The 19,435-nt window shown below is 62.8% G+C and carries 17 protein-coding genes and 1 tRNA gene; 9 read left to right on the top strand and 9 right to left on the bottom strand.

Features of this window, described 5'->3' with window-relative positions; genetic code table 11:
• Positions 1 to 10: 10 nt before the first annotated feature.
• The 7 genes from IPM12_04050 (at position 11) to IPM12_04020 (ending at position 8,097) form a co-directional block, all read left to right on the top strand.
• Positions 11 to 619: a TetR/AcrR family transcriptional regulator gene (locus IPM12_04050; GenBank protein ID MBK9146978.1), complete on the top strand. Its 609-nt coding sequence runs from the start codon at positions 11 to 13 to the stop codon at positions 617 to 619.
• A gap of 229 nt (positions 620 to 848) precedes the next feature.
• Positions 849 to 2,651, top strand: coding sequence for an excinuclease ABC subunit UvrC (gene uvrC, locus IPM12_04045; GenBank protein ID MBK9146977.1), 1,803 nt, complete (start codon positions 849 to 851; stop codon positions 2,649 to 2,651).
• A 1-nt stretch (position 2,652) separates the two neighbouring features.
• Positions 2,653 to 3,813: a beta-lactamase family protein gene (locus tag IPM12_04040; GenBank protein ID MBK9146976.1), complete on the top strand. Its 1,161-nt coding sequence runs from the start codon at positions 2,653 to 2,655 to the stop codon at positions 3,811 to 3,813.
• Positions 3,814 to 3,832: 19 nt separating this feature from the next.
• On the top strand, positions 3,833 to 4,582 hold the full coding sequence (locus IPM12_04035) for a DUF3667 domain-containing protein (GenBank protein MBK9146975.1): 750 nt from the start codon (positions 3,833 to 3,835) through the stop codon (positions 4,580 to 4,582).
• A 1-nt stretch (position 4,583) separates the two neighbouring features.
• Positions 4,584 to 5,582, top strand: a complete 999-nt coding sequence (locus tag IPM12_04030; protein ID MBK9146974.1) for a glycosyltransferase — start codon at positions 4,584 to 4,586, stop codon at positions 5,580 to 5,582.
• A gap of 10 nt (positions 5,583 to 5,592) precedes the next feature.
• On the top strand, positions 5,593 to 6,438 hold the full coding sequence (locus IPM12_04025) for a DUF3667 domain-containing protein (GenBank protein MBK9146973.1): 846 nt from the start codon (positions 5,593 to 5,595) through the stop codon (positions 6,436 to 6,438).
• 66 nt (positions 6,439 to 6,504) lie between these two features.
• Positions 6,505 to 8,097, top strand: coding sequence for a T9SS type A sorting domain-containing protein (locus tag IPM12_04020; protein MBK9146972.1), 1,593 nt, complete (start codon positions 6,505 to 6,507; stop codon positions 8,095 to 8,097).
• A 5-nt stretch (positions 8,098 to 8,102) separates the two neighbouring features.
• Here IPM12_04020 and IPM12_04015 read toward each other — a convergent pair whose 3' ends face one another.
• On the bottom strand, positions 8,103 to 8,414 hold the full coding sequence (locus tag IPM12_04015; protein ID MBK9146971.1) for a hypothetical protein: 312 nt from the start codon (positions 8,412 to 8,414) through the stop codon (positions 8,103 to 8,105).
• On the opposite strand from IPM12_04015, the gene IPM12_04010 reads away from it, so the two are divergent.
• Positions 8,401 to 8,997, top strand: a complete 597-nt coding sequence (locus IPM12_04010; GenBank protein MBK9146970.1) for a LysE family transporter — start codon at positions 8,401 to 8,403, stop codon at positions 8,995 to 8,997. The two genes, IPM12_04015 and IPM12_04010, sit on opposite strands and share 14 nt — an antisense overlap.
• Positions 8,998 to 9,006: 9 nt before the next feature.
• Here IPM12_04010 and IPM12_04005 read toward each other — a convergent pair whose 3' ends face one another.
• Positions 9,007 to 10,002 carry an NAD(P)H-dependent glycerol-3-phosphate dehydrogenase gene (locus IPM12_04005; GenBank protein MBK9146969.1) on the bottom strand — a complete coding sequence of 332 codons (996 nt, stop codon included), beginning with the start codon at positions 10,000 to 10,002 and terminating at the stop codon, positions 9,007 to 9,009.
• The gene (locus IPM12_04000) at positions 10,002 to 11,669 is read right to left on the bottom strand and encodes a M28 family peptidase (GenBank protein MBK9146968.1); all 1,668 of its coding nucleotides are present in this window, start codon (positions 11,667 to 11,669) and stop codon (positions 10,002 to 10,004) included. Before IPM12_04000 ends, IPM12_04005 begins: the two co-directional genes overlap by 1 nt.
• A 69-nt stretch (positions 11,670 to 11,738) precedes the next feature.
• On the opposite strand from IPM12_04000, the gene IPM12_03995 reads away from it, so the two are divergent.
• Entirely contained in the window at positions 11,739 to 11,966 is a 228-nt protein-coding gene (locus IPM12_03995; GenBank protein MBK9146967.1) for a DUF1232 domain-containing protein, read from the top strand.
• Here the strand turns inward: IPM12_03995 and IPM12_03990 are convergent.
• From IPM12_03990 to IPM12_03965, 6 genes are all read right to left on the bottom strand, one after another.
• Entirely contained in the window at positions 11,963 to 14,089 is a 2,127-nt protein-coding gene (locus tag IPM12_03990) for a S9 family peptidase (protein ID MBK9146966.1), read from the bottom strand. The two genes, IPM12_03995 and IPM12_03990, sit on opposite strands and share 4 nt — an antisense overlap.
• A 102-nt stretch (positions 14,090 to 14,191) precedes the next feature.
• Positions 14,192 to 14,899 (bottom strand): recombination protein O N-terminal domain-containing protein, encoded by a 708-nt coding sequence (locus IPM12_03985; protein ID MBK9146965.1) that lies wholly within the window; start codon positions 14,897 to 14,899, stop codon positions 14,192 to 14,194.
• 15 nt (positions 14,900 to 14,914) lie between these two features.
• Positions 14,915 to 17,275 carry a hypothetical protein gene (locus IPM12_03980; GenBank protein MBK9146964.1) on the bottom strand — a complete coding sequence of 787 codons (2,361 nt, stop codon included), beginning with the start codon at positions 17,273 to 17,275 and terminating at the stop codon, positions 14,915 to 14,917.
• 102 nt (positions 17,276 to 17,377) lie between these two features.
• A tRNA-Cys gene (locus tag IPM12_03975) sits at positions 17,378 to 17,448 on the bottom strand.
• 64 nt (positions 17,449 to 17,512) lie between these two features.
• Complete coding sequence (folB, locus tag IPM12_03970; GenBank protein ID MBK9146963.1) at positions 17,513 to 17,860, bottom strand: dihydroneopterin aldolase; 348 nt, start codon at positions 17,858 to 17,860, stop codon at positions 17,513 to 17,515.
• The gene (locus IPM12_03965; GenBank protein MBK9146962.1) at positions 17,851 to 19,392 is read right to left on the bottom strand and encodes a glutamate--tRNA ligase; all 1,542 of its coding nucleotides are present in this window, start codon (positions 19,390 to 19,392) and stop codon (positions 17,851 to 17,853) included. The genes folB and IPM12_03965 overlap by 10 nt, the downstream gene beginning before the upstream one ends.
• Positions 19,393 to 19,435: the final 43 nt, after the last annotated feature.

Raw genomic sequence — 19,435 nt, 5'->3', positions numbered from 1 at the left:
GTCCAAATATATGAAGAAACACAAGATCACGACCAAGGGGCAGGAGAAACGCGAACTGATCCTGTCGACAGCCCTGGACCTATTCAACGGGTACGGCATCGAATACGTGGGTGTGCGCGAGATCGCGAAGGCCCTGCACATGCGCCCGGGCCACCTCACCTACTACTTCCCGGACAAGGAGCGCATCGTACTTGCGATCGGGCAGGGCCTCGCCGCAGCCAATGATGCCATCTACCCGAACGGCGAGGTCAGCTCGCTGGCGGAGTTCTTCCGGCGATTCAAAGCGCTCCTCTCCAACCACGTGCAGTACCGCTGCCTCCTCACCAGCATCACCCGAGCGCTGGAGCGCGATCGGCAGATGCGCCGGGGCTATGCTGCACGGCAGGAGCAACGGATGAACGACCTGCGCGCGTGCTTCCGATCCCTGATCGCCGCCGGTGAATTGCGCCGGCTCACCAAGGCGGAGGAGGATCACCTGGTCGCCTGTTGCAGCCTGATCTCGCGGGGGTGGGTGGTGGAGGCCGTGGCCTCCGGCTTCGATCCGGCGGACCGCATACCTCACTACCTTAGTATGCTTCGCATGATCGTCGGAACCTACCGACCTTCATCATCAACATGATCCTGCCCTTTGAGGCCTACAAAGCCGGTGCTGGATCGCCCCACGATGTCCTTCGAGATCCTCCCGCGCAAGGGCACGAAGTGCCTCGGCAAGGGCGACTTCAACGCGATGTTCGAGGCGCTCGAAAGGGTACAGGAGAACAGAGGCGCGCGCTGAACGAGGTTCATATGAAGAGGCGAAGGCTCCAAGACGGACTTCCGGCCTCCCATCTTTTCGACCTTTGAGGCATATGGAACCGCTGGATGTCCGCGAGAAAGTGAAATTGCTCCCGCACCAGCCGGGGGTGTACCAGTTCCTCGACTTCAGCGGGCGCATCATCTACATCGGCAAGGCCAAGGACCTGCGCAACCGCGTCAGCAGCTACTTCAACAAGCAGAAGTTCGAGACGGGCAAGACCGCCAAGCTGGTGGCCAACATCACCGACGTGAACATCATCGTCGTGGCCACCGAGTTCGATGCCCTGCTGCTCGAGAACTCCTTGATCAAGCAGCATCAGCCTCGCTACAACGTGATGCTGAAGGACGACAAGAGCTACCCGTGGATCCGCATCCGTAACGAGCGATTCCCGCGCGTGGAGGGCATGCGCAACCCGGAGGACGACGGCAGCGAGTATTACGGCCCCTATGCCAGCAGCCGCGTGATGCACACCGTGGTGGAACTGGTGAACCGCATGTACAAGCTGCGCAGCTGCAACTACGAGCTGAGCGAGCGCAACGTGGAGCGCAGCAAGTACAAGCGCTGCCTCGAGTTCCACTTGGGCAACTGCAAGGCGCCCTGCGAGGGACTGCAGTCGGAGGAGGAGTATGATGCGCACATCAAGCAGATCCGCCAGATCGTGCGCGGCCGCACGCGCGGCGTGGCCAACTTGCTGAAGCAGCAGATGGCAGCACAGGCTGAGGCGCTTGAGTTCGAGAAGGCGGAGCTCACCAAGCAGCGCATCGAGCAGCTCGAGCGGTACCAGGCGCGCAACACCATCGTGCATGCCGACATCGGCGATGTGGATGTCTTCGCGCTGGCCAGCGATGCCGGCGGCACCTGCGTGAACTACCTGCGCGTGATTGATGGCGCCGTGGTGCATGGCATCACCGTGGAACTGAAGCCTAAACTGGAGGAGACCGAAGCGGAACTCCTGCAGCTCGCCATCGCCGAATTGCGCGAACGCTTCAAGAGCACCGCGCCGGAGGCCATCGTTCCGCTTGATCCCGGCATCGAGGTGCCTGGCCTCTCCTTCACCATCCCGCAGCGCGGCGACAAGAAGGCGCTTCTCGAACTCAGCGAGCGCAATGCGAAGTACTTCCTGCTCGACAAGCGCAAGCAGGAGAAGCTCGTGGACCCCGAGGCGGCCACCAACCGCATCCTGGAGCAACTGAAGCAGGACCTGCGCCTGAACGAGCTGCCGCGCCACATCGAGTGCTTCGACAACAGCAACACGCAGGGCACCGACCCCGTGAGCGCATGCGTGGTCTTCAAGGATGCCAAGCCCAGCAAGAAGGACTACCGCCATTTCAACATCCGGACAGTTGTTGGGCCTGATGATTTCGCGAGCATGGAAGAAGCCGTGGAGCGCCGCTACACCCGCTTGATCAGCGAGGGCGAGCCGCTTCCACAACTGGTGGTGATTGATGGCGGCAAGGGCCAATTGCACGCGGCAATGAATGTGTTCGACCGCCTGGGCCTGCGGGGCAAGGTGGCGCTGGTGGGAATCGCGAAGCGCTTAGAGGAACTCTACTTCCCCGAGGACCCCGTGCCGCTGCACATCGACAAGCGCAGCTCCTCGCTGAAGGTGATCCAGCACCTGCGCAACGAGGCGCATCGATTCGGCATCACGCACCACCGCGGCAAGCGCAGCAAGCGCATCATCCGCACGGGGCTCGAAGGCATCGAGGGCATCGGCCCCAGCACCGCGCAGAAACTGCTCACGCGGTTCGGTTCAATCCAAGGCATCCGCGAGGCGCTGCCCGAGGATGTGGCGGCCGCGGTGGGTGTGAAGAAAGCGGAGGTGGTGCTGAAGGGGCTTGCACAATCGAACTGAAATGCGCGCACCGCTCCTCCTCTTCGCCGCCCTGCTCTTCGCACCAGCATTCCCGCAGTTCGATGCGCGGCTTGACTCCATTGCCTGGGACCGCATGGCCTCATGGATGAAGCCCAACGGGCGAAACAAGCGGCACAACTTCCAATTCCACTTTCGGTATGGCGAGCACTACCGTTTCGATGGTGCACTGGGGCAGGTGAGCAAGCGCGACACCACCAACCCTGCCGGGCCCCGCTACAAAACGGCCAGTGTGGCCAAGACCTTCGTGGCGGTGCTCGTGCTGCAGTTGGTGGAGGAAGGCCGGGTCGCGTTGGACAGCGCGGTGGTGCGCTACCTGCCGGAGGAGCTGGTTCGTCCGCTGGTGCGTGTGAAGGGCAAGGACCTCGGACACACCATCACGGTGCGGCAACTGCTAGCGCATATGAGCGGCCTCAGCGACTACATCTTCGACGATTGGCGCTTCCTCGCACGCACCCAACTGAATCCGAGCAAGGCCCGCACCCCGCAGGAGCACCTGCGCATCGCAGTGAAGCACGGCATGGCCAAACGCAAGACCTCATTGCCGGGAAGCGCATTCCACTATTCGGACACGGGCTACCTGCTCTTGGCGCTATTGGTGGAGGAAGTCGGCGCGACATCGCTGAACACGCAATTGCAGGAGCGCATCTGTTCTCCCCTCGGCTTGCACGATACCTGGACCGACAGCTGGGACAGCGCCTACACGCGCATGATGCACCAGTATCATGGTCGTCGCGATGTGACCGCCGTGCTGCACCCCTCGGTGGAGTTCGGCGGCGGCGGCCTCATTTCCAGCACGGCGGACCTCGCGCGCTTCATCAACGGACTTGCCAAGGGCGAACTATTACGCGATCGCAGCACCTTGGACCTGATGCTCAAGCGCCATTCACCCGCTTATGGTCTCGGCATCGATGTGATCCGTTTCGACGCCAAGCCCTCCGGCATCGCAGGCCTCGACTCGCTCACCATGATTGGCCACAGCGGCTTCTTCGGCGTGAACATGTACCACATCCCCGAGCTTGATGTCACCTGGGTGAGCAGCATCGGGCAGGTGAAGGGCTTCGAGAAGGAAAGGCGCGCACTGCCATGGTGGCCCTTGCTGAAGGAGTGCATCAGGCTCTACGGCGTGAGGCCGCGCGAGTGATGGCAGCTACCTTGGTCGCATGAGCCCTTGCGCGAATTGCGGAGTCCCGCACGACGGTCTCTACTGCGCACAATGCGGAGAGAAGCGGCGCAAGCCGGGCATCCGCCTGGGCGAGGTACTGAGCGACTTCCTCGGCGGGCTCTTCAATGTCGATGCGCCCATTCTCTTCACGCTCCGCACCTTCTTCAAGGGCCCAGCAGCGCTCACGCACAGCTTCCTCGCCGGCCGGCGCAAGGCCTTCACGCCGCCCGTGCGCTTCTTCCTCTTCGGTGTGGCTTACTACTATATCATGCGCTGGTTGCTCAATTGGGATCCGGTTGACAGCGCAGTTTCATCTTCCGGTGGCGACCCATCAGCGGCGACTGGCGCCATGCGCGTGAACCATTGGATGAGCCAGAACGTGAACCTGCTCCTCCCGCTGCTGCTGCTGATTCTCGCGTCCTTTGATCGCCTGCTGTTCCCGCGCACCCCGCTACGATGGGTGGAGAGGCTGGTGCATTACCTATTCGCCGCCGGAACCTATTTGATCATCTCCTCCACGACATTGCCGCTGGCCAAGCTGTGGCCGGTGTTCCAGCTGTTCAACTTCTTCATCATCTTCGGCATGATCATCTACGCCACTCTCTCGGTGCATCGGCACAGCGTGTGGAATGTAATCAAGGCAGTGGTGATGACGCCGGTGGCCTTCGTGGCCTACATCGCACTCTGCTCAGTGCTCGTGGCTATGCTACTCGGCGTGCCCTTGACTGACCTGGTGGTGAAGCGCTAGCATGCCACGGACCACGGTCCTCCTCCCCTTCCGCAACGCATACGACACGCTCGATGCCGCCATCGCCAGCATTGCGCAGCAGGCCTATCCTGATTGGAACATGCTGCTGGTCGACAACGCCAGCACGGATGAAAGCCACGGGGTCGCGAAGCGATGGGTCGACCGTGACGCGCGCATTACCCTCTTGCATGAGTCCCGCATCGGCATCGCGCATGCGCTCAACACCGGATTGAATCATGCCGAAGGCGTATACATCGCGCGCATGGATGCCGACGACATCAGCCATCCGGAACGCTTAGCGAAACAAGTGACCTGGCTCGACGCGAATCCCGAAGTCGGTGTTTTGGGAACGCGGACGGCTTTCAGCAGCACGGTGGAAGAGAGCCGGGGCATGCGGGCTTTCGTGGACTGGCAGAACAGGATCATCACCCCGCACGAGCACTATGTGAAGCGCTTCGTGGACGCCCCGCTCGCGCATCCCACAGTGATGTTCAGGCGGGCACGCGTGGAGCTCCATGGCGGCTATGATACCGGCCCCTTGCCCGAGGATCACGAACTGTGGTTGCGCTGGATGGATGCAGGCGTGCGCTTCGCGAAGCTGCCTGAAGAGCTGCTCACCTGGAACGACCATGCCCACCGACTCAGCCGCACACATGCGAACTACAGCGTGGATGCCTTCTTCCGCACCAAAGTGAAGTGGCTGGCGAAGTGGATGAAACGCACGGTGAACGGCCGTCCGGTGATCATCGCCGGCACCAGCGGCCTGAGCCGTGATCGCGCCGAGATGCTCGAGGCCGAGGGCGTCGTGATCCATGCCTTCACCGACGTGAGGCCACGAGAAGTGCCTGGCCGAGCCTTCATCCCCCACGACCATCTTCCACCAGCTGGTGAGGCTTTCATCGTCTCCTTCATCAGCCAGCGCGGAACCGGTGACCGCATCGCGGAATTCCTCGTATCGCGCGGCTTAGCGGAAGGCGTGGACTTCGTTCTTGCCGCGTAGTTTCGCTCGCGTGAGCGAGGCACTGGCATGCAAGAGCTGCGGCGCTGATGCAGGCGGACGCTTCTGTTCCACCTGCGGTGAAAAGGTCCTCACCCCGGACGACCATACCCTGAAGCACTACCTCGGCGCGCTGCTCAACGCCTTCACGTTCGCGGATAGCAAGCTATGGAATACGCTGAAGGCGGTAGTGCTGCGGACGGGTGAGCTCAGCGCTGCATACATGGACGGCCGACGCGTGAAGCACATGCGGCCCGTAGCCTTCTTCTTCCTTGCCAACTTCATCTACTTCGCCATTCCGGTGTTCCAGACCTTCAACACAACGCTGGACTCGCACATGCACTATATGCCCTATAGCGCTTGGGCGAGCGCGCAGGTGGAGCAGCACTTGCAGCGCACGCAGGAGGCCCCGGAGGGCTTCGCCGCCCGATACGAATCGGCTTCGGCCAACAACGCCAAACTGATGCTGGTGGCGATGGTCTTCCTGCTGGTGCCGCCCATGGCCTTGCTCTATGCCCGGAAGCGCACCTACGTCAGCGCGTACGTGACCGCTTCATTCGAGCTGATGGCCTTCCATATCTGGGTGTCCACGGTCTTCCTGGGCACGGGCTTCGCCCTGATGATGGCCCTGTTCAGGGCCATCGGCGTCGAACTCGACCAACGGAATTTGGACGCCTACCTGAGCCTGCCCATTGTGCTGCTGCACCTCTGGGCCACTATTGGGATCGGTCGGCGATTCTTCAACTGCTCCTGGGCGGGTGCCTTTTGGCGTGCGGCGGCCATGCTGTTCGGGCTGCAGCTTGCGCTTACGCTCTATCGCTTGCTGCTCTTCACGTTCACCTTCTGGCAAGTGGGCTGAGGGCGTGATAAACATCACGCACGTTGAACACTCGGGCGCGGATATTCGCGGATCATCCATGCTTGAATGCGCAAGCTCATCATAGCACTCGGGCTCATCCCGATCAACCTCCTCGCCCAAGACCTCGGCACGCGCAACATCGTGCTTCAGGAGATTACCATCCCGGGCATGCCCGGCCTGCAGGCTTTCGCTTGGGGCCAGCACGATGGCGAATGGCTGTTGATCGGCGGGCGCACGGACGGCCTGCACCAACGCCAGCCCTTCGCCGCATTCCTCGCCGCAGACAACAACGCGGCGGCCTATGTGGTGAACCCGCAGACGCAGCAGGTGTGGAGCGCCTCGCTCGCCACCCTGCCCACCGCCGTGTACATGCAGCTCCAGAGCACGAACATGGAGTTCCAGCAGGTAGGTGACATGCTGTACATCATTGGCGGATACGGCTACTCCACCGTCGCTGCGGACCATATCACGCATCCTCGCCTTACGGCAGTAAACGTCCCCGATTTGATCACGGCAATCAAGACCGGCCAGCCGGTCGCGGCGCACGTTCGTTCAATCGTGGACAACCGCATGGAGGTGACCGGCGGTTATCTCGGATTGCTTGGGGACACCTACATTCTGGTGGGCGGCCAGCGATTCGTTGGTCGGTACAACCCGATGGGGCCCGACTTCGGACCTGGCTTCATCCAGCAATACACCAACGCCATCCGCCGCTTCCGCATCACCGATGATGGGACCAGCCTTGGCATCACCGATTACGAACAGGTCGTTGACACCGTGAACCTCCATCGCCGCGATTACAACCTGGTGGCACAGGTGTTCCCCGATGGGAGCTTGGGCTATACGGCCTTCAGCGGCGTGTTCCAGTACGGCGCAAACATCCCTTGGCTGAACACCGTGGACATCGATGCCGACGGATACGCCGTGGTGCCCGATTTCGAGCAGCTGCTGAACCAGTACCACGGCGCTCACCTGGCCGCGTATGACGCAATAGCCAACCGGATGAGCTCTGTCTTCTTCGGCGGGATCGGCCGCTACTACTTCGATGCCAATGATCAGCTGATAGACGATGCCGCAGTGCCCTTCGTGAACACCATCAGTCGTGTACAGCGCGAGGCCAATGGCGTCATGGAGGAAGCAGCCATCGGTGAGATGCCTGCCCTGTTGGGCGCGAGTGCCGAGTTCATCAAGGTGCCCGGGGTGCCCGAGGTCTTCGATGGCGTTATCGCGCTGGAGGCTGTGCAGGGCGATACGGTCCTCGCGGGCCACATTGTTGGGGGCATCCAGAGCAGTGCGCAGAACATCTTCTTCGTGAACAACGGCACGCAGAGCGATGCCACCACGCGCGTGTTCCGCGTGCTTCTCGTGCAAGACAACTCGACAGGCCTCGACGAAGGCCGGCCGATCGCCAAGCCCGTGATCTCCATCAACAGCAACGGGGCCGACGAGCTGTTGATCACGCTCGACCTTCCCTCGACCGGCTTCGCGCAGCTCGACCTGATCGATAGCAGCGGGAGGCTGGTGCGCAGCCTGCTCGGCGCGCGCATGCCCGCAGGGCCCCAGCGCATGCGTGCCGATGTGCGCGACCTAGCGCCCGGCGGCTATGTCGTTCGCTTGCGTACCGGTGACCTGACCAAGGCCGTGCGCTTCGTGCGGTAACCCGTCTAGCCCTCCAGCACGCGCTCTCCTCTCTTCGGCTTCAGCGCATCGCGGACCACGCTCAAGTGCGCCTCATCGCATTCGAGCGTAGCCGTTACGCGCACGGGCAGAATCGTGGTCCAGTGCCGGTGCCCGGAGATCGAGTTGCGCGCGCAGAACTCATCGACATGATGCAGGAAGTGCTCCGCGGTCTGCTGAGCATCGGGTCCGAAGAAGTCCCAGTGGAAGCGCAGGAGGCCCATTTCGGCGTAGCAGCTATTTTGCGCAAAGGTGGACACGCTTCTCTTCTTCTCCTCGGCCGCGATGGCCAGCTTCATTGGATCACTGCAAGCCGGCGTGGTGAACACTGCGGTGCTGGCGCACACGGTGAAGTGGGGTCGCGTTGCCGGGAGGCGCATGGCCGTAGGCGGGAGCATCCCGGAGTTCATCTATGCCGGCGTGGCCTTCCTAGGCGCGGGTTGGCTCGTTGAAGCGCTAGGCATCGGGGCAACTGGCGTCACTCTGGTGGTCTCGACCATCCTGTTGCTGCTCGGGGTGTATTTCGTCTTCGTTTACAAGCCCAAGGTCGCGGCACCGGGTGAGGATAAGCTCTCGGGCGACCTGCGTCGCGGCTTGGTGCTGGGCATGGCCAATCCGCAGTTGCTCCTGTTCTGGTGCGGAGTGAAGCTGATGCTCGTCTCCTTCGGGTTGCGGGGAGAATCCACCGCCGACCTCTTCGCCTTCGCGGCGGGCGCTTTCGTTGGGGCCCTCATCCTGCTCATGATACTCGTGCGATTGGGCGTGAAGGCTCAAGAGAAGCTCTCGCCGAAGAGCTTGCGTACCCTGTTCAGGGGGATCGGCGCGCTGCTGCTCGCAAGCGGGTGCTATGGCCTGATGCGCGCGCAGGGTTGGGTGCCATGAGCGGGGCGCTCACGCCAGCTGCTCGCTCAGCAGCCGCATCTCCATCATGGGCGCCATCTTCTCGTAGAGCATGCGGTATGTCGCTTCGGTGATCGGCATGTCCACCTTCAGCTTCTCGTTGATGGCGTGCACGCACTTCACGGCGTAATAGCCTTCGGCAACCATGTTCATCTCCAGCTGGGCAGCACGCACGCTGTAGCCCTTGCCCAGCATGTTGCCGAACTCACGGTTTCGACTGAATGTACTGTAGGCCGTCACCAGCAGGTCGCCGAGGTAGGCGGGCTCGTTGATGTCGCGCGCGATGGGATGCGCAGCCGCCACGAAGCGCTCAATCTCCTGGATGGCACGGCTCACGAGCACCGCACGGAAGTTGTCGCCATAGCCCAGGCCCACGCTGATGCCCGCGCACACGGCGATCACGTTCTTGAGGATGGCCGCGTACTCGGTGCCATAGATGTCGTCGCTTAGCGTGGTCTTCATGAAGCGCCCGTTGAGCGCATCGCCCATGGCCTCCGCCTTGGCCATTTCCTGGCAGGCGATGGTGAGGTAGCTCAATCGCTCCATGGCCACTTCCTCCGCGTGGCACGGACCGCAGATCACGCCGAAGTCTTGCTCCGCGACCCCCCAGTAATGGAAGAGGTACTCCCCCACGATCTGGTTGGTCTCCGGCACGATGCCCTTCACCGCGCTGAAGATCGTCTTCCCCTTCAGCTCAGTTGGATCGAGCTGATCCATGGTGGCCTTGAGGAAGGCGCTCGGCACGGCGATCACGAGCACCTCGGCGTCCTTCACGACGGAATGGACGTCGGCGCTCATGGCCAGGCGCGACACATCGAACTGCGCAGCGCTGATGTAATCCGGATTGTGCCCGTACTTGGTGATGTGCGCGATGGTCTCCGCGCGGCGCACCCACCAGCCGACACGCTCTGCATTGCTGCTGAGCAGCTTCACCAGGGCTGTGCCCCAGCTGCCGGCGCCGATCACGGCGATGCGTTGAGCTGCCATCAGAAGGTCACATCGGATTCAACCTCCTTGCCCGCGCGAAGCACCTTCACTCTAGCCGTATCGCCCTTGTTGAATTGCGCGAGGGCCTTCATGTAGCCCATCATGTCGGCCACGTCGATCGCGCCGAGCTTCACCACCACATCGCCCACCTTCAGGCCAGCATTCGCAGCGGGCTTGCCTTCGGTGATGCCATCGATGCGCATGCCTTTGCCATCGTAGAGGTAGTCGGGCACCACGCCCAAGGTGACCTTGAAGCGCGGTGTATCCTCGGTGTTCACTTCCTCGGTCTTGGTGAAGGCCAGCTTGCCGTCGTCGTTCAGCGTGGCGATGAGTGATTCGATGAAGCGCGCGACGCGCAGCATGCCTGGATAGTTGATCTTCTCCTCGTCGTCGGTGGGCTTGTGGTAATCCGCATGGGTGCCGGTGAAGAAGTGGATGGCGGGCACGCCTTGCAGGTAGAAACTGGTATGGTCGCTGGGGCCGATGCCGCTGGTGGTGGTCGTCACCTTCAGGTTGCCCACGAGGGTGCGGTTCACCTCATCCCATGCTGGCGAAGTGCCCACACCATTGATGCCGACGGCACCCGCGCTGTCGAGGCGGCCCACCATATCGAGGTTGATCATGTAGTTGAGCTCGGCGATCGGCACGGTCGGGTTCTTCGTCCAGTAGTTCGATCCATAGAGCCCCTTCTCCTCTCCGCTGAAGGCGATGAAGAGGTAGTCGTTGGCGCGCGCGTGGTCCATCTCCATGATGTCGCGCGCGAGCTGAAGCATCACGGCGATGCCGCTGGCATTGTCGTCGGCGCCATTGTGGATGGCGCGTTCGCCTCGGTGGAGCGAGCCCTCATCGCCCCAGCCCAGGTGGTCGAGGTGGGCGCCGATCACCACCACGTTGGGCGCGCCGTTGTCGATCATGCCCACCACGTTGTAGGCCGTCCGCTCCTCGCGCACGATATCGATGCTCACCGCGCACGGGTTGTTGTCGATCACGAGCTGCTCGTGAAGGTCTCCCTTGAGGAAGATCACTGGTATGCCGATGGGCTTCACCTTGGCGCTGAGCCTGCCTTCGGGCGAAGGCGCCGTGGGGTCGTCGTTGTAGAAGAGCACGGCTGCCGCACCGCGTTCGGCAGCGCGCTGGGCCCGCGCCTGCAGATCGTGGTGCGCGAGGTACTTGCTGTGCGGATGGATGCCATCGGGCGAGCTCACGCTGAAGGCCACGATGCGGTCCTTCAGCTCGAGCGTGTCGGGATAGTCCGCATAGTTCAGCTCAGGCGCAGCGATGCCATAACCGAGCTTGAGGACTTTTCCGCGGGCGCCCATTGAACCCGAATAGCCCAAGGGGAACCATTGCTCATCAATCTTCAGCTTCTTGCGGCCGAGCTGCAGCGTGTTCATTGGGCCGCGCACGGGGTCTGCCGCGAAGGTGAAGGACTGCACATAGGTGGCCTCGTCGCCATAGGGCATCAGGCCCGCGTTGCCGAATTTGGCCTTGATGTAGTCCACCGCAAGCTCCTCGCCCTTGGTGCCCGCCTCGCGTCCTTCGAGAAGGTCGCTCGCGAGGTATTGCACGTCGTAGCGCATCTGGTCGAGCGCCTCGGCATCAGAGAGGGGCTGGGCGCTGGCCGTTGTAACCGTGGCCGCCAGGGCCGCTAGGAGCAGGTTCCGCATCGGCGGCCGAAGTTACCGTCGATACCTTCGACGGCATTTCCAGCGTTCATCACGGAAACGCAAGGACCCATGAAGACCCCACTCATCGCCTTGGCCGGCCTGCTTTCGTTCTTGTACCTGCTCAATCCCACGCTCGGACTGTTCGAGTTCATTCCGGACAACATCCCGCTGCTGGGTAACGTGGACGATGCCACGGCCGCCATGGTCCTATTGGGTGCGCTGCGCTATTTCGGCTGGGACCTCACGAACCTGTTCGTGCGCCACCGCGCCATCGACTTCGGCGCCAAGGTCGATTAGCCCGCAAGGCCGGCCTGCTGAAGGAAGAAGGCGTAGATCAGCGCCACCTCCTTGAGCATCTCGAACCGGCCTGAAGCGCCGCCGTGACCGGCTTCCATATTCGTGAAGAGCATGATCGGCGCATCGGCCAGCTGATGCTCGCGCAGACGCTGCACCCATTTGGCCGGCTCCCAGTACTGCACCTGGCTGTCATGGAATCCGGTGGTGACCAGCAGGGCCGGATAGCGCGCATCCTTCACATTGTCATACGGCGAGTAGGAGAGCATGCGGTCGTAGGCCTCCTTCTCCTTGGGGTCGCCCCATTCATCGAATTCGCCCGTGGTGAGGGGGATGCTCTCGTCGAGCATGGTGGTCACCACATCCACGAAGGGCACTTCGGCGCAGGCCGCTTTCCAGCGGTCTGGTCTCATGTTCACCACGGCCCCTACGAGCAATCCGCCAGCGCTCCCTCCCAGGCAGAAGATGCGCATGGGGTCTGCGTATTTCATCTTCTCAAGGTGGTCGGCGCAATCAATGAAGTCCGTGAAGGTGTTCACCTTGTGCTCCATCTTGCCGTTCTCGTACCAATCCCGCCCCATCTCCTCCCCACCGCGGATGTGCGCGATGGCATACACGAAGCCGCGATCGAGCAGGCTGAGGCGCGCGCTGCTGAAGGTGGGGTCGATGCTGTTGCCGTAGCTGCCGTAGCCGTAAAGGAGCAGCGGCGCGGTGCCGTCGATCGGCGTGCCTTTCCTGTACACGATGCTCACCGGCACTTTGGCCCCGTCGCGCGCAGGCGCCCAGATGCGCTCACTTGCATAGTCGCTGCTCTTGAATGTGCCGACCACCTCCTGCTGCTTGAGCAGCTCCGACGTGTTCGCGTCCAGGTCATGCTCGAATATGCTCTTCGGCGTGGTGAGCGAGGTGTAGCCGTAGCGCAGCTTGCGCGAATCCCATTCGGGGTTGGTGCCGCTGTAGGCCACATAGGCGGGGTCGTTGAAGCCGATCTCATGCTCGCGGCCATCGCTCAGCCGGCGCACGCGCAGATGGGTGAGGCCTTCGCGGCGCTCGCTGAGCACGAGGTGGTCGCGGAAGATCTCCACGTCCTCAAGCAGCACGTTATCGCGATGGGCAAGCACCTCCTTCCACTTTCGCTTGTCCTGCGTATCGCCCTCGGCGCATTCCATCAGGCGGAAGTTGAGCGCGTCCCAATTGGTGACGATGTACCACTTGCCCGGCGTGCCATCGGTGGGCGGCGCATGCATCACGGTGTGCTCATGCTCTTCTTCCCGCGGGAGGAACGTGCGGAAGCCGCCCATGGGATCCTCAACAGGCAGGAAACGGTGCTCGCTGCTGAGGGTGCTCTCGCTCACGATCATCACATAGCGGTCGCTGCGGCTGCGGTACACATCGCAGCTGAATGCCGCGTCCGTTTCCTCGAACACGACCGCATCGCTGGCCGCCGGCGTGCCCAGCACATGGCGGTAGATGCGGTAGCTGCGCAGCGTATGGTCCTTGCGGCTGTAGAACACGGTGCGCTCATCGCCGAAGGCGCAGCTGCCGCCAGTGCTCTCGATCACATCGGGCAGGTCCTGTCCTGTGGCGATGTCCCGGAAACGGATGTCATAGAGCCTGCGCCCAACGCGGTCCGTGCTATAGGCAACGATGCCGTTGCCGGGGCTGATCTCGAAGTCGCCCAGTTCGAAATAGGCGCTTCCCCGCGCGAGATCGTTCTCGTCGAGCAGCACCTGCCACGCCGCATCATCATCCGCTGGCCAGCGATCATCCTTCGCCGCCGCCCGCAGGTGCACGCTGTACTCCTTGCCGGCATCGAAACGCTCGCGGTACCAGTAGCCATGCTCCCGGTAGGGCACGCTCATGTCCGTTTCCTTGATGCGTGCCTTCATCTCGGCGAAGAGTGATTCGCGCAGGGCCTTAACCGGGGCGAGGGTCGCTTCAGTGTAGGCGTTCTCGGCGTTCAGGTGGTCGATCACCGCGCGCGTGAGCGAATCCGGCTCAGCGGCGATGCGCTGTTCTTCGCTGAGGCGCATCCAGTGGTACTCATCGGTGCGGGCATGGCCATGCGCGGTGATGGTGTGCGGCCGCTTCGCTGCGATGGGCGGTGCGTGCGAGGTGTCGATCATCGGTTCAGGTGCGTTGGTGCAAGCAGCAGCGGTGATCGCTAGCGAGGCGGTGACGAAGGTCCGTGGGTTCATGTCTGTTGCTGCGGAGGCCGAATGTACCCGCTAGCCGAGCACGGCATGAAGCACCGCCGGGGATCGCATGGTGCCCATGGACTCCAGGTGAAGCCGGTAGTAGAGCAGCAGCCGGTCGAGCAGCTCTGTGCGCTGCGCCGATGTGGCCACGATGACCGGCGCGAAGTGCATCTGAGCCTTGAGGAGCTGCACCAGCATGGTGCTCAACGGCGGCGCCAGCAGGTGGCCATGCCTTGCGCCCGGCGCCACGAACCGTCCCTCTTGCGGATCGAAGTGGTCATGACCGGCGCCCGGCGGCTCGGGAAGGAAGCCCAAGGGCCCCGAGAGCGCCACGAGAAGCTGGTGTGGGAGCCAACGCAGGTCCTCGCGCGTGTCAATCGCATCAACCGCCCGCTCGACCGTGTCGGTGAGCTCATCATCAGCGCTCTCAGCGCGCAGCACGCGATAGAGCAGCTCTTGCGCGAATAGTGCCACCGCGCCGCGAACGGGATCAAAGGGGATTCGGATGAAGGGCCGGCTCAGGCGCACGGACCGAGCGGTGTGCAGCTCGCGATCAGGCCGCTCATCAGCCACCACTTCGATCCGGCTCAGCGGCTGCAACGCGGCCTGCTGCCCCCGGGAGCTGATGCGCACCAGGTATGATCGAGCACCGGCATGGCGCGTCCATGCCCTGAGCACGGCGCTCTTATCGCCATGCGGCGTTACGCGCAGCACGATCGCATCGGCAGTGATGAGCATCCCGCAAGCGCTTGTTCAGCGGGCCACCAGCACCTTGGTGTTGCATTTGAAGGCACCATCGGGGTCGCTGGCGAAGATCAGATAGACGCCCGTGGCCACGCGATTGCCGCTCATGTCCATGGCGTTCCAGATGGCCTGTCCGCCGAGGGAGGTGGTCTTGAATACCAGGTTGCCGCTAGCATCCGTGATGCGCACTTCGCTGTCGCGCGCGAGGCCGGTGATGGCCACCGCTCCGCTGTATCCTTCGGGCACGGGGTTCGGGAAGACCTTCGCACAGGTGGCGCTCTCGGCCGGATCGATGGCATCGCCGCGGTAGCTGACGATGCCGCGGTCGGTGGCGATGAAGACCTCGCCCGACACACCCTCGATGGCGATGGCATTGATGGTGTTGCCCAGCAAAGGGCTGTTCTCCGAGGTGAAGTGCGCGATCTGCTCACGTCCATCAGCGCTGATCAGGAAAACGCCGCCTGTCTGCGTACCGATCCATTTGCGGTTGGCTCCATCAACCGCGATCGCACTGATGAACTCGGTCTCGAGCAGGATCTGCACGTTACCATCCTGCTCGATCAGGATCTGCTGCGCATCGGAGGGCGTGGCGGTGAACAGGTCGCTTGGGTTGTAGAACACCGCCACGCCCTTGTTGGTGCCCACCCAGATCTGGCCTTCGAGGTCCTCGGCGATGGAGAGCACATCGATGGAGGGCAGGCCGCCCGAGCCCTCGGTGGAGTTGATCAGCTTGTACTGGTCGTCGCCCGCATCGGCCAGCGTGCCGTTGTCGTTGAATACGAGCAGGCCTGTGGCGCGCGGCCTGATCAGCCACTTGTAGCCGTTGCTGGCTGCGATGATCTCGCCCAGCAGCGCGTTGCCCCCAAGGATCGCGCCCGGGCTGTAGCTGTACCATTGTCCGTTGCGGGTGCGAACGCTGATCGGTGCCGCGGCGTGGGCGTTGGATGCCCACAGGTTGCCTTGTGCGTCGAAGTCAAGCCCAGCTACGTTCACCTTGCCGCCGCCATCGTTGGTGGCCAGCCCCAGGCTGCTGTTAGTCTGGTTGAATTGGCCCACGGCCTCACGGTCACGGAACTCCACGATTCCATCCTCCCAGCTGCCCACGTAAGCTCGCGCGGGGTCGATTGGATCCACGGCCACGGCCACCGGATCGTTCAAGGATTGCCCGAACTCGTTTCCTCCCGTTTGGAAGATCGCGCTGTTGTTGCGGTCGATGGTGCGCCATTGCTCCTCGCCGAAGTGGTGCACGCCATCCTTCAGGAAGGCATTGCCCCAGTTGCCGGTAACTGATCCCGTGGCCACATAGACGCGCCCGCCGCCAGCGCCCATGCGGTAGGCGTTGGCTGTCTTCGGGCCATTCGGCACGATGGGCAGGCCGTTGTTGAAGCCCACCACGCGCATGAGCCCTTGATCGCGGTCGGCGATCCATAATCCATTGTCTGAGGCCTTGGCCATGCGCGCTGGTGTGCAGAACTGGCCGCCGGCGCCATACGAGAAGGTGGCATCGACCGATTCGAGTGCGGCATTGAACTGCGTGAGGTCATAATCCCGGGCGAAGAGCAACTGCTCCCCACTCGCCGAGACCGAGGTTTCAATGTTGTAGGTGCCTCGGCCAGGCCCGAATTGCTCCCAAGCATTGTCGGGGCGCAGGATCAGCAGCGTATCGTTATTGCTGTTCGGCTTGTCGTAATTGATGAAGAGCCTGCCTTGGAAGGAAACAGCCTGGTTGAACGGCCCATTCGCCATGAATCCACCCATGTCACTGCGACGCCGCCAATTGGTGAAGGCGGCCAGGTTGGGGGCATTCCGCGAGGCCACGAACAGGCCCGAAGAGGTCGCTGCATAGATCGAATCGTTGTGCAGGGCGATCTGCCGGACGCGCACCTGTCCGCCATCGGGCCCGATGAACCAGGTCTCCTTCACTTCGCGCCGCGCGAGGTCCACCACCACGATGCCGAATCCGCAGGACAGGTAGGCCGTGGTGCCATCCACCAGGATCCGGTAGATGGCCTTGTCGCCGAGCAGTGAGCTGCGGCGGATGTCGCTCATGTTGAAGCTGCGATCGCCCTGCACCAGGTCGAGGTTTCCGTTGCCATAATGCACCAGCAGCATGCCCAGCTCCTGGCACCACGCCAAGCCCCGGATATCCACGTCGTTCAGCAGGTTCACCTTGCTCAGGCGCCGGGTCTCCTGGGTGCTCTGATCGTAATGGAACACCGCGTTGGCCGTGGCCGCATATACGCCGCCATCACCCTCGACCACATCTATCATCCGCTGCCAGGGCAGATGCTCGCGCCACGCGCCGATAGGAATCTGGGCTTGGGCGCTCAAGGCCAGGAAAAGGAAGAGGCTGGTGCAGAATCGTGACATGGGTATCCGGGTGCTTGCCCACAACGCAGGTCATGGGCGATCGGTATGGGCCAAGGTAGAACCTCTCAGCACGAAGCCCCGCCGCAAGGCAGGGCTTCGTCGAGGTCACGAGCGGAGTCGAACCGCTGTAGCAGCTTTTGCAGAGCTGAGCCTAGCCACTCGGCCACGTGACCCTGATGGCGCGCGAAGATAGGCGGGAAAGCAGGTTGAAGAAGATGGATGGCAGCGACCGGGCCATCAGGTCTCCGTCTCGTAGGCAGCGGCAGCCACGTCGCCGTTCACCGGTGGGCGCTCCTTGGTCAAGTTCACCCGGAAGCGCACGGAAGGCCATTCGCTCTTGAGCGCCTCGGCGATCCGGCGGGCAACATGCTCAATCAGTTTGCTCCGGATGGCCATCTGCTCGGCCACGATCGCCGCGACGCGCCCGTAATCAACGGTATCCTTGAGCGCATCGCCCTGCTCGGCGGCCGTGAAGTCGCCTTCCGCCCTCACATCCACGCGGTAATTCCCGCCGATCCGGGCCTCTTCGGCGAGGCAGCCGTGGTAGGCATGCATGCGGATTCCGCGCACCTCGATCACGCCCATGAGCGGCAGATGTCTAATCCGGCACGCAGTCGCGCCACCACCTCTTCCTTGCCGAGCAGTGCGCTCACATCGAACATCCCTGGGCCTTGCATGCGCCCGGCCACGAATAGACGGTAGAGCGGCATCACCTGTCCGGGCTTCATGCCTTTTTCCGTGAGCAACTGATTGAATGCGGCCTCGAATGCCGCAGGCCCCGAAGCAGCGGATGCCTCGAGCCTTGCGATGTACGCCTCGATCACAGGTGCGGCCTCAGGCTTCCAGCGCTTCTTCAATTCCTCCATGCCGGCCTCGTTGGCTGCGAGCGGAGAACCCTTCACGAACAGATACGCTCCTTCGAGCATGTCATGCACGAATGTCGCGCGCTCCTTGAGCAGGGCTGCGGCCCCCGTGGCCTGCTCCGCGCTCGCCTCGATCCCCCGCTCCTTCAGCTTCGCTCGCAGCTGCGCGCCGAGTTCCTCATCCGGCCGCATGCGCAGGTATTGCTGGTTGAACCACTTGGTCTTCTCCGGATCGAAGCGAGCGCCGCCCTTGTGCACCCGACCCAGGTCGAAGTGGGCGATCATGTCCTTGCGATTCATGATCTCCAGATCGCCGCCGGGGTTCCAGCCCAAGAGCGCGAGCATGTTGATGAAGGCGTCCGGGAAGTAGCCGCGCTCGCGGTAGCCGCTGCTCTTCTCACCGCTCGCGGGATCCACCCAATCGAGCGAGAAGACCGGGAAGCCGAGCCGGTCGCCATCGCGCTTGCTGAGCTTGCCGTTGCCGTCGGGCTTGAGGATCAAGGGCAGGTGGGCGAAGGCGGGACGCTCCCACCCGAAGGCCTCGTAGATGAGCACATGAAGGGGTGCGCTGGGCAGCCATTCCTCGCCGCGGATCACGTGCGTGATGCGCATCAGGTGATCATCGACGATGTTGGCCAGGTGGTAGGTCGGCATGCCATCGCTCTTGAATAGCACTTTGTCGTCGATGTTGCTGCTGTGCACCACAACCACGCCGCGGATCAGGTCCTCGAATCGCACCTCCTGATGGCGCGGGACCTTCAATCGGATCACATGCTCATCGCCGCGCGCCAAGCGCTCATTCACCTCATCAGCGCTCAGCGTAAGGGAGTTCTTCATGTGCTCGCGCGTGACCGCGTTGTAAGCCGGCGCCGCCACGCCTGCGGCCTGCAGCCGCGCGCGCATGGCATCGAGCTCTTCCGGGGTATCAAAGGCGTAGTAGGCCTTGTCCTTCGCGATCAGCTCATCGGCGTACCGCTTGTAGAGCGCCTTGCGCTCGCTCTGGCGATACGGCCCGTCTGGCCCTCCCGCCCAAGGGCTCTCATCGGGCATCAGGCCGCACCATTCGAGGCTCTCCTTGATGTACTCCTCCGCGCCCAGAACGTAGCGGGCCTGATCGGTATCCTCGATGCGCAGCAGGAATTGGCCCCCGTGTTTCCTGGCGAAGAGGTAATTGTAAAGCGCTGTGCGAACGCCCCCCATATGCAAGGGGCCTGTAGGGCTGGGCGCGAAGCGGACGCGGACGGACATGTTCAGCAGGTATCATTCCCCGCAAACCGGCCGGGGCGCGCGAAAGTAG

This window comes from Flavobacteriales bacterium (assembly GCA_016716605.1).
Classification (GTDB): domain Bacteria; phylum Bacteroidota; class Bacteroidia; order Flavobacteriales_F; family PHOS-HE28; genus PHOS-HE28.
This window is presented reverse-complemented; position numbering and strand designations above follow the sequence as displayed.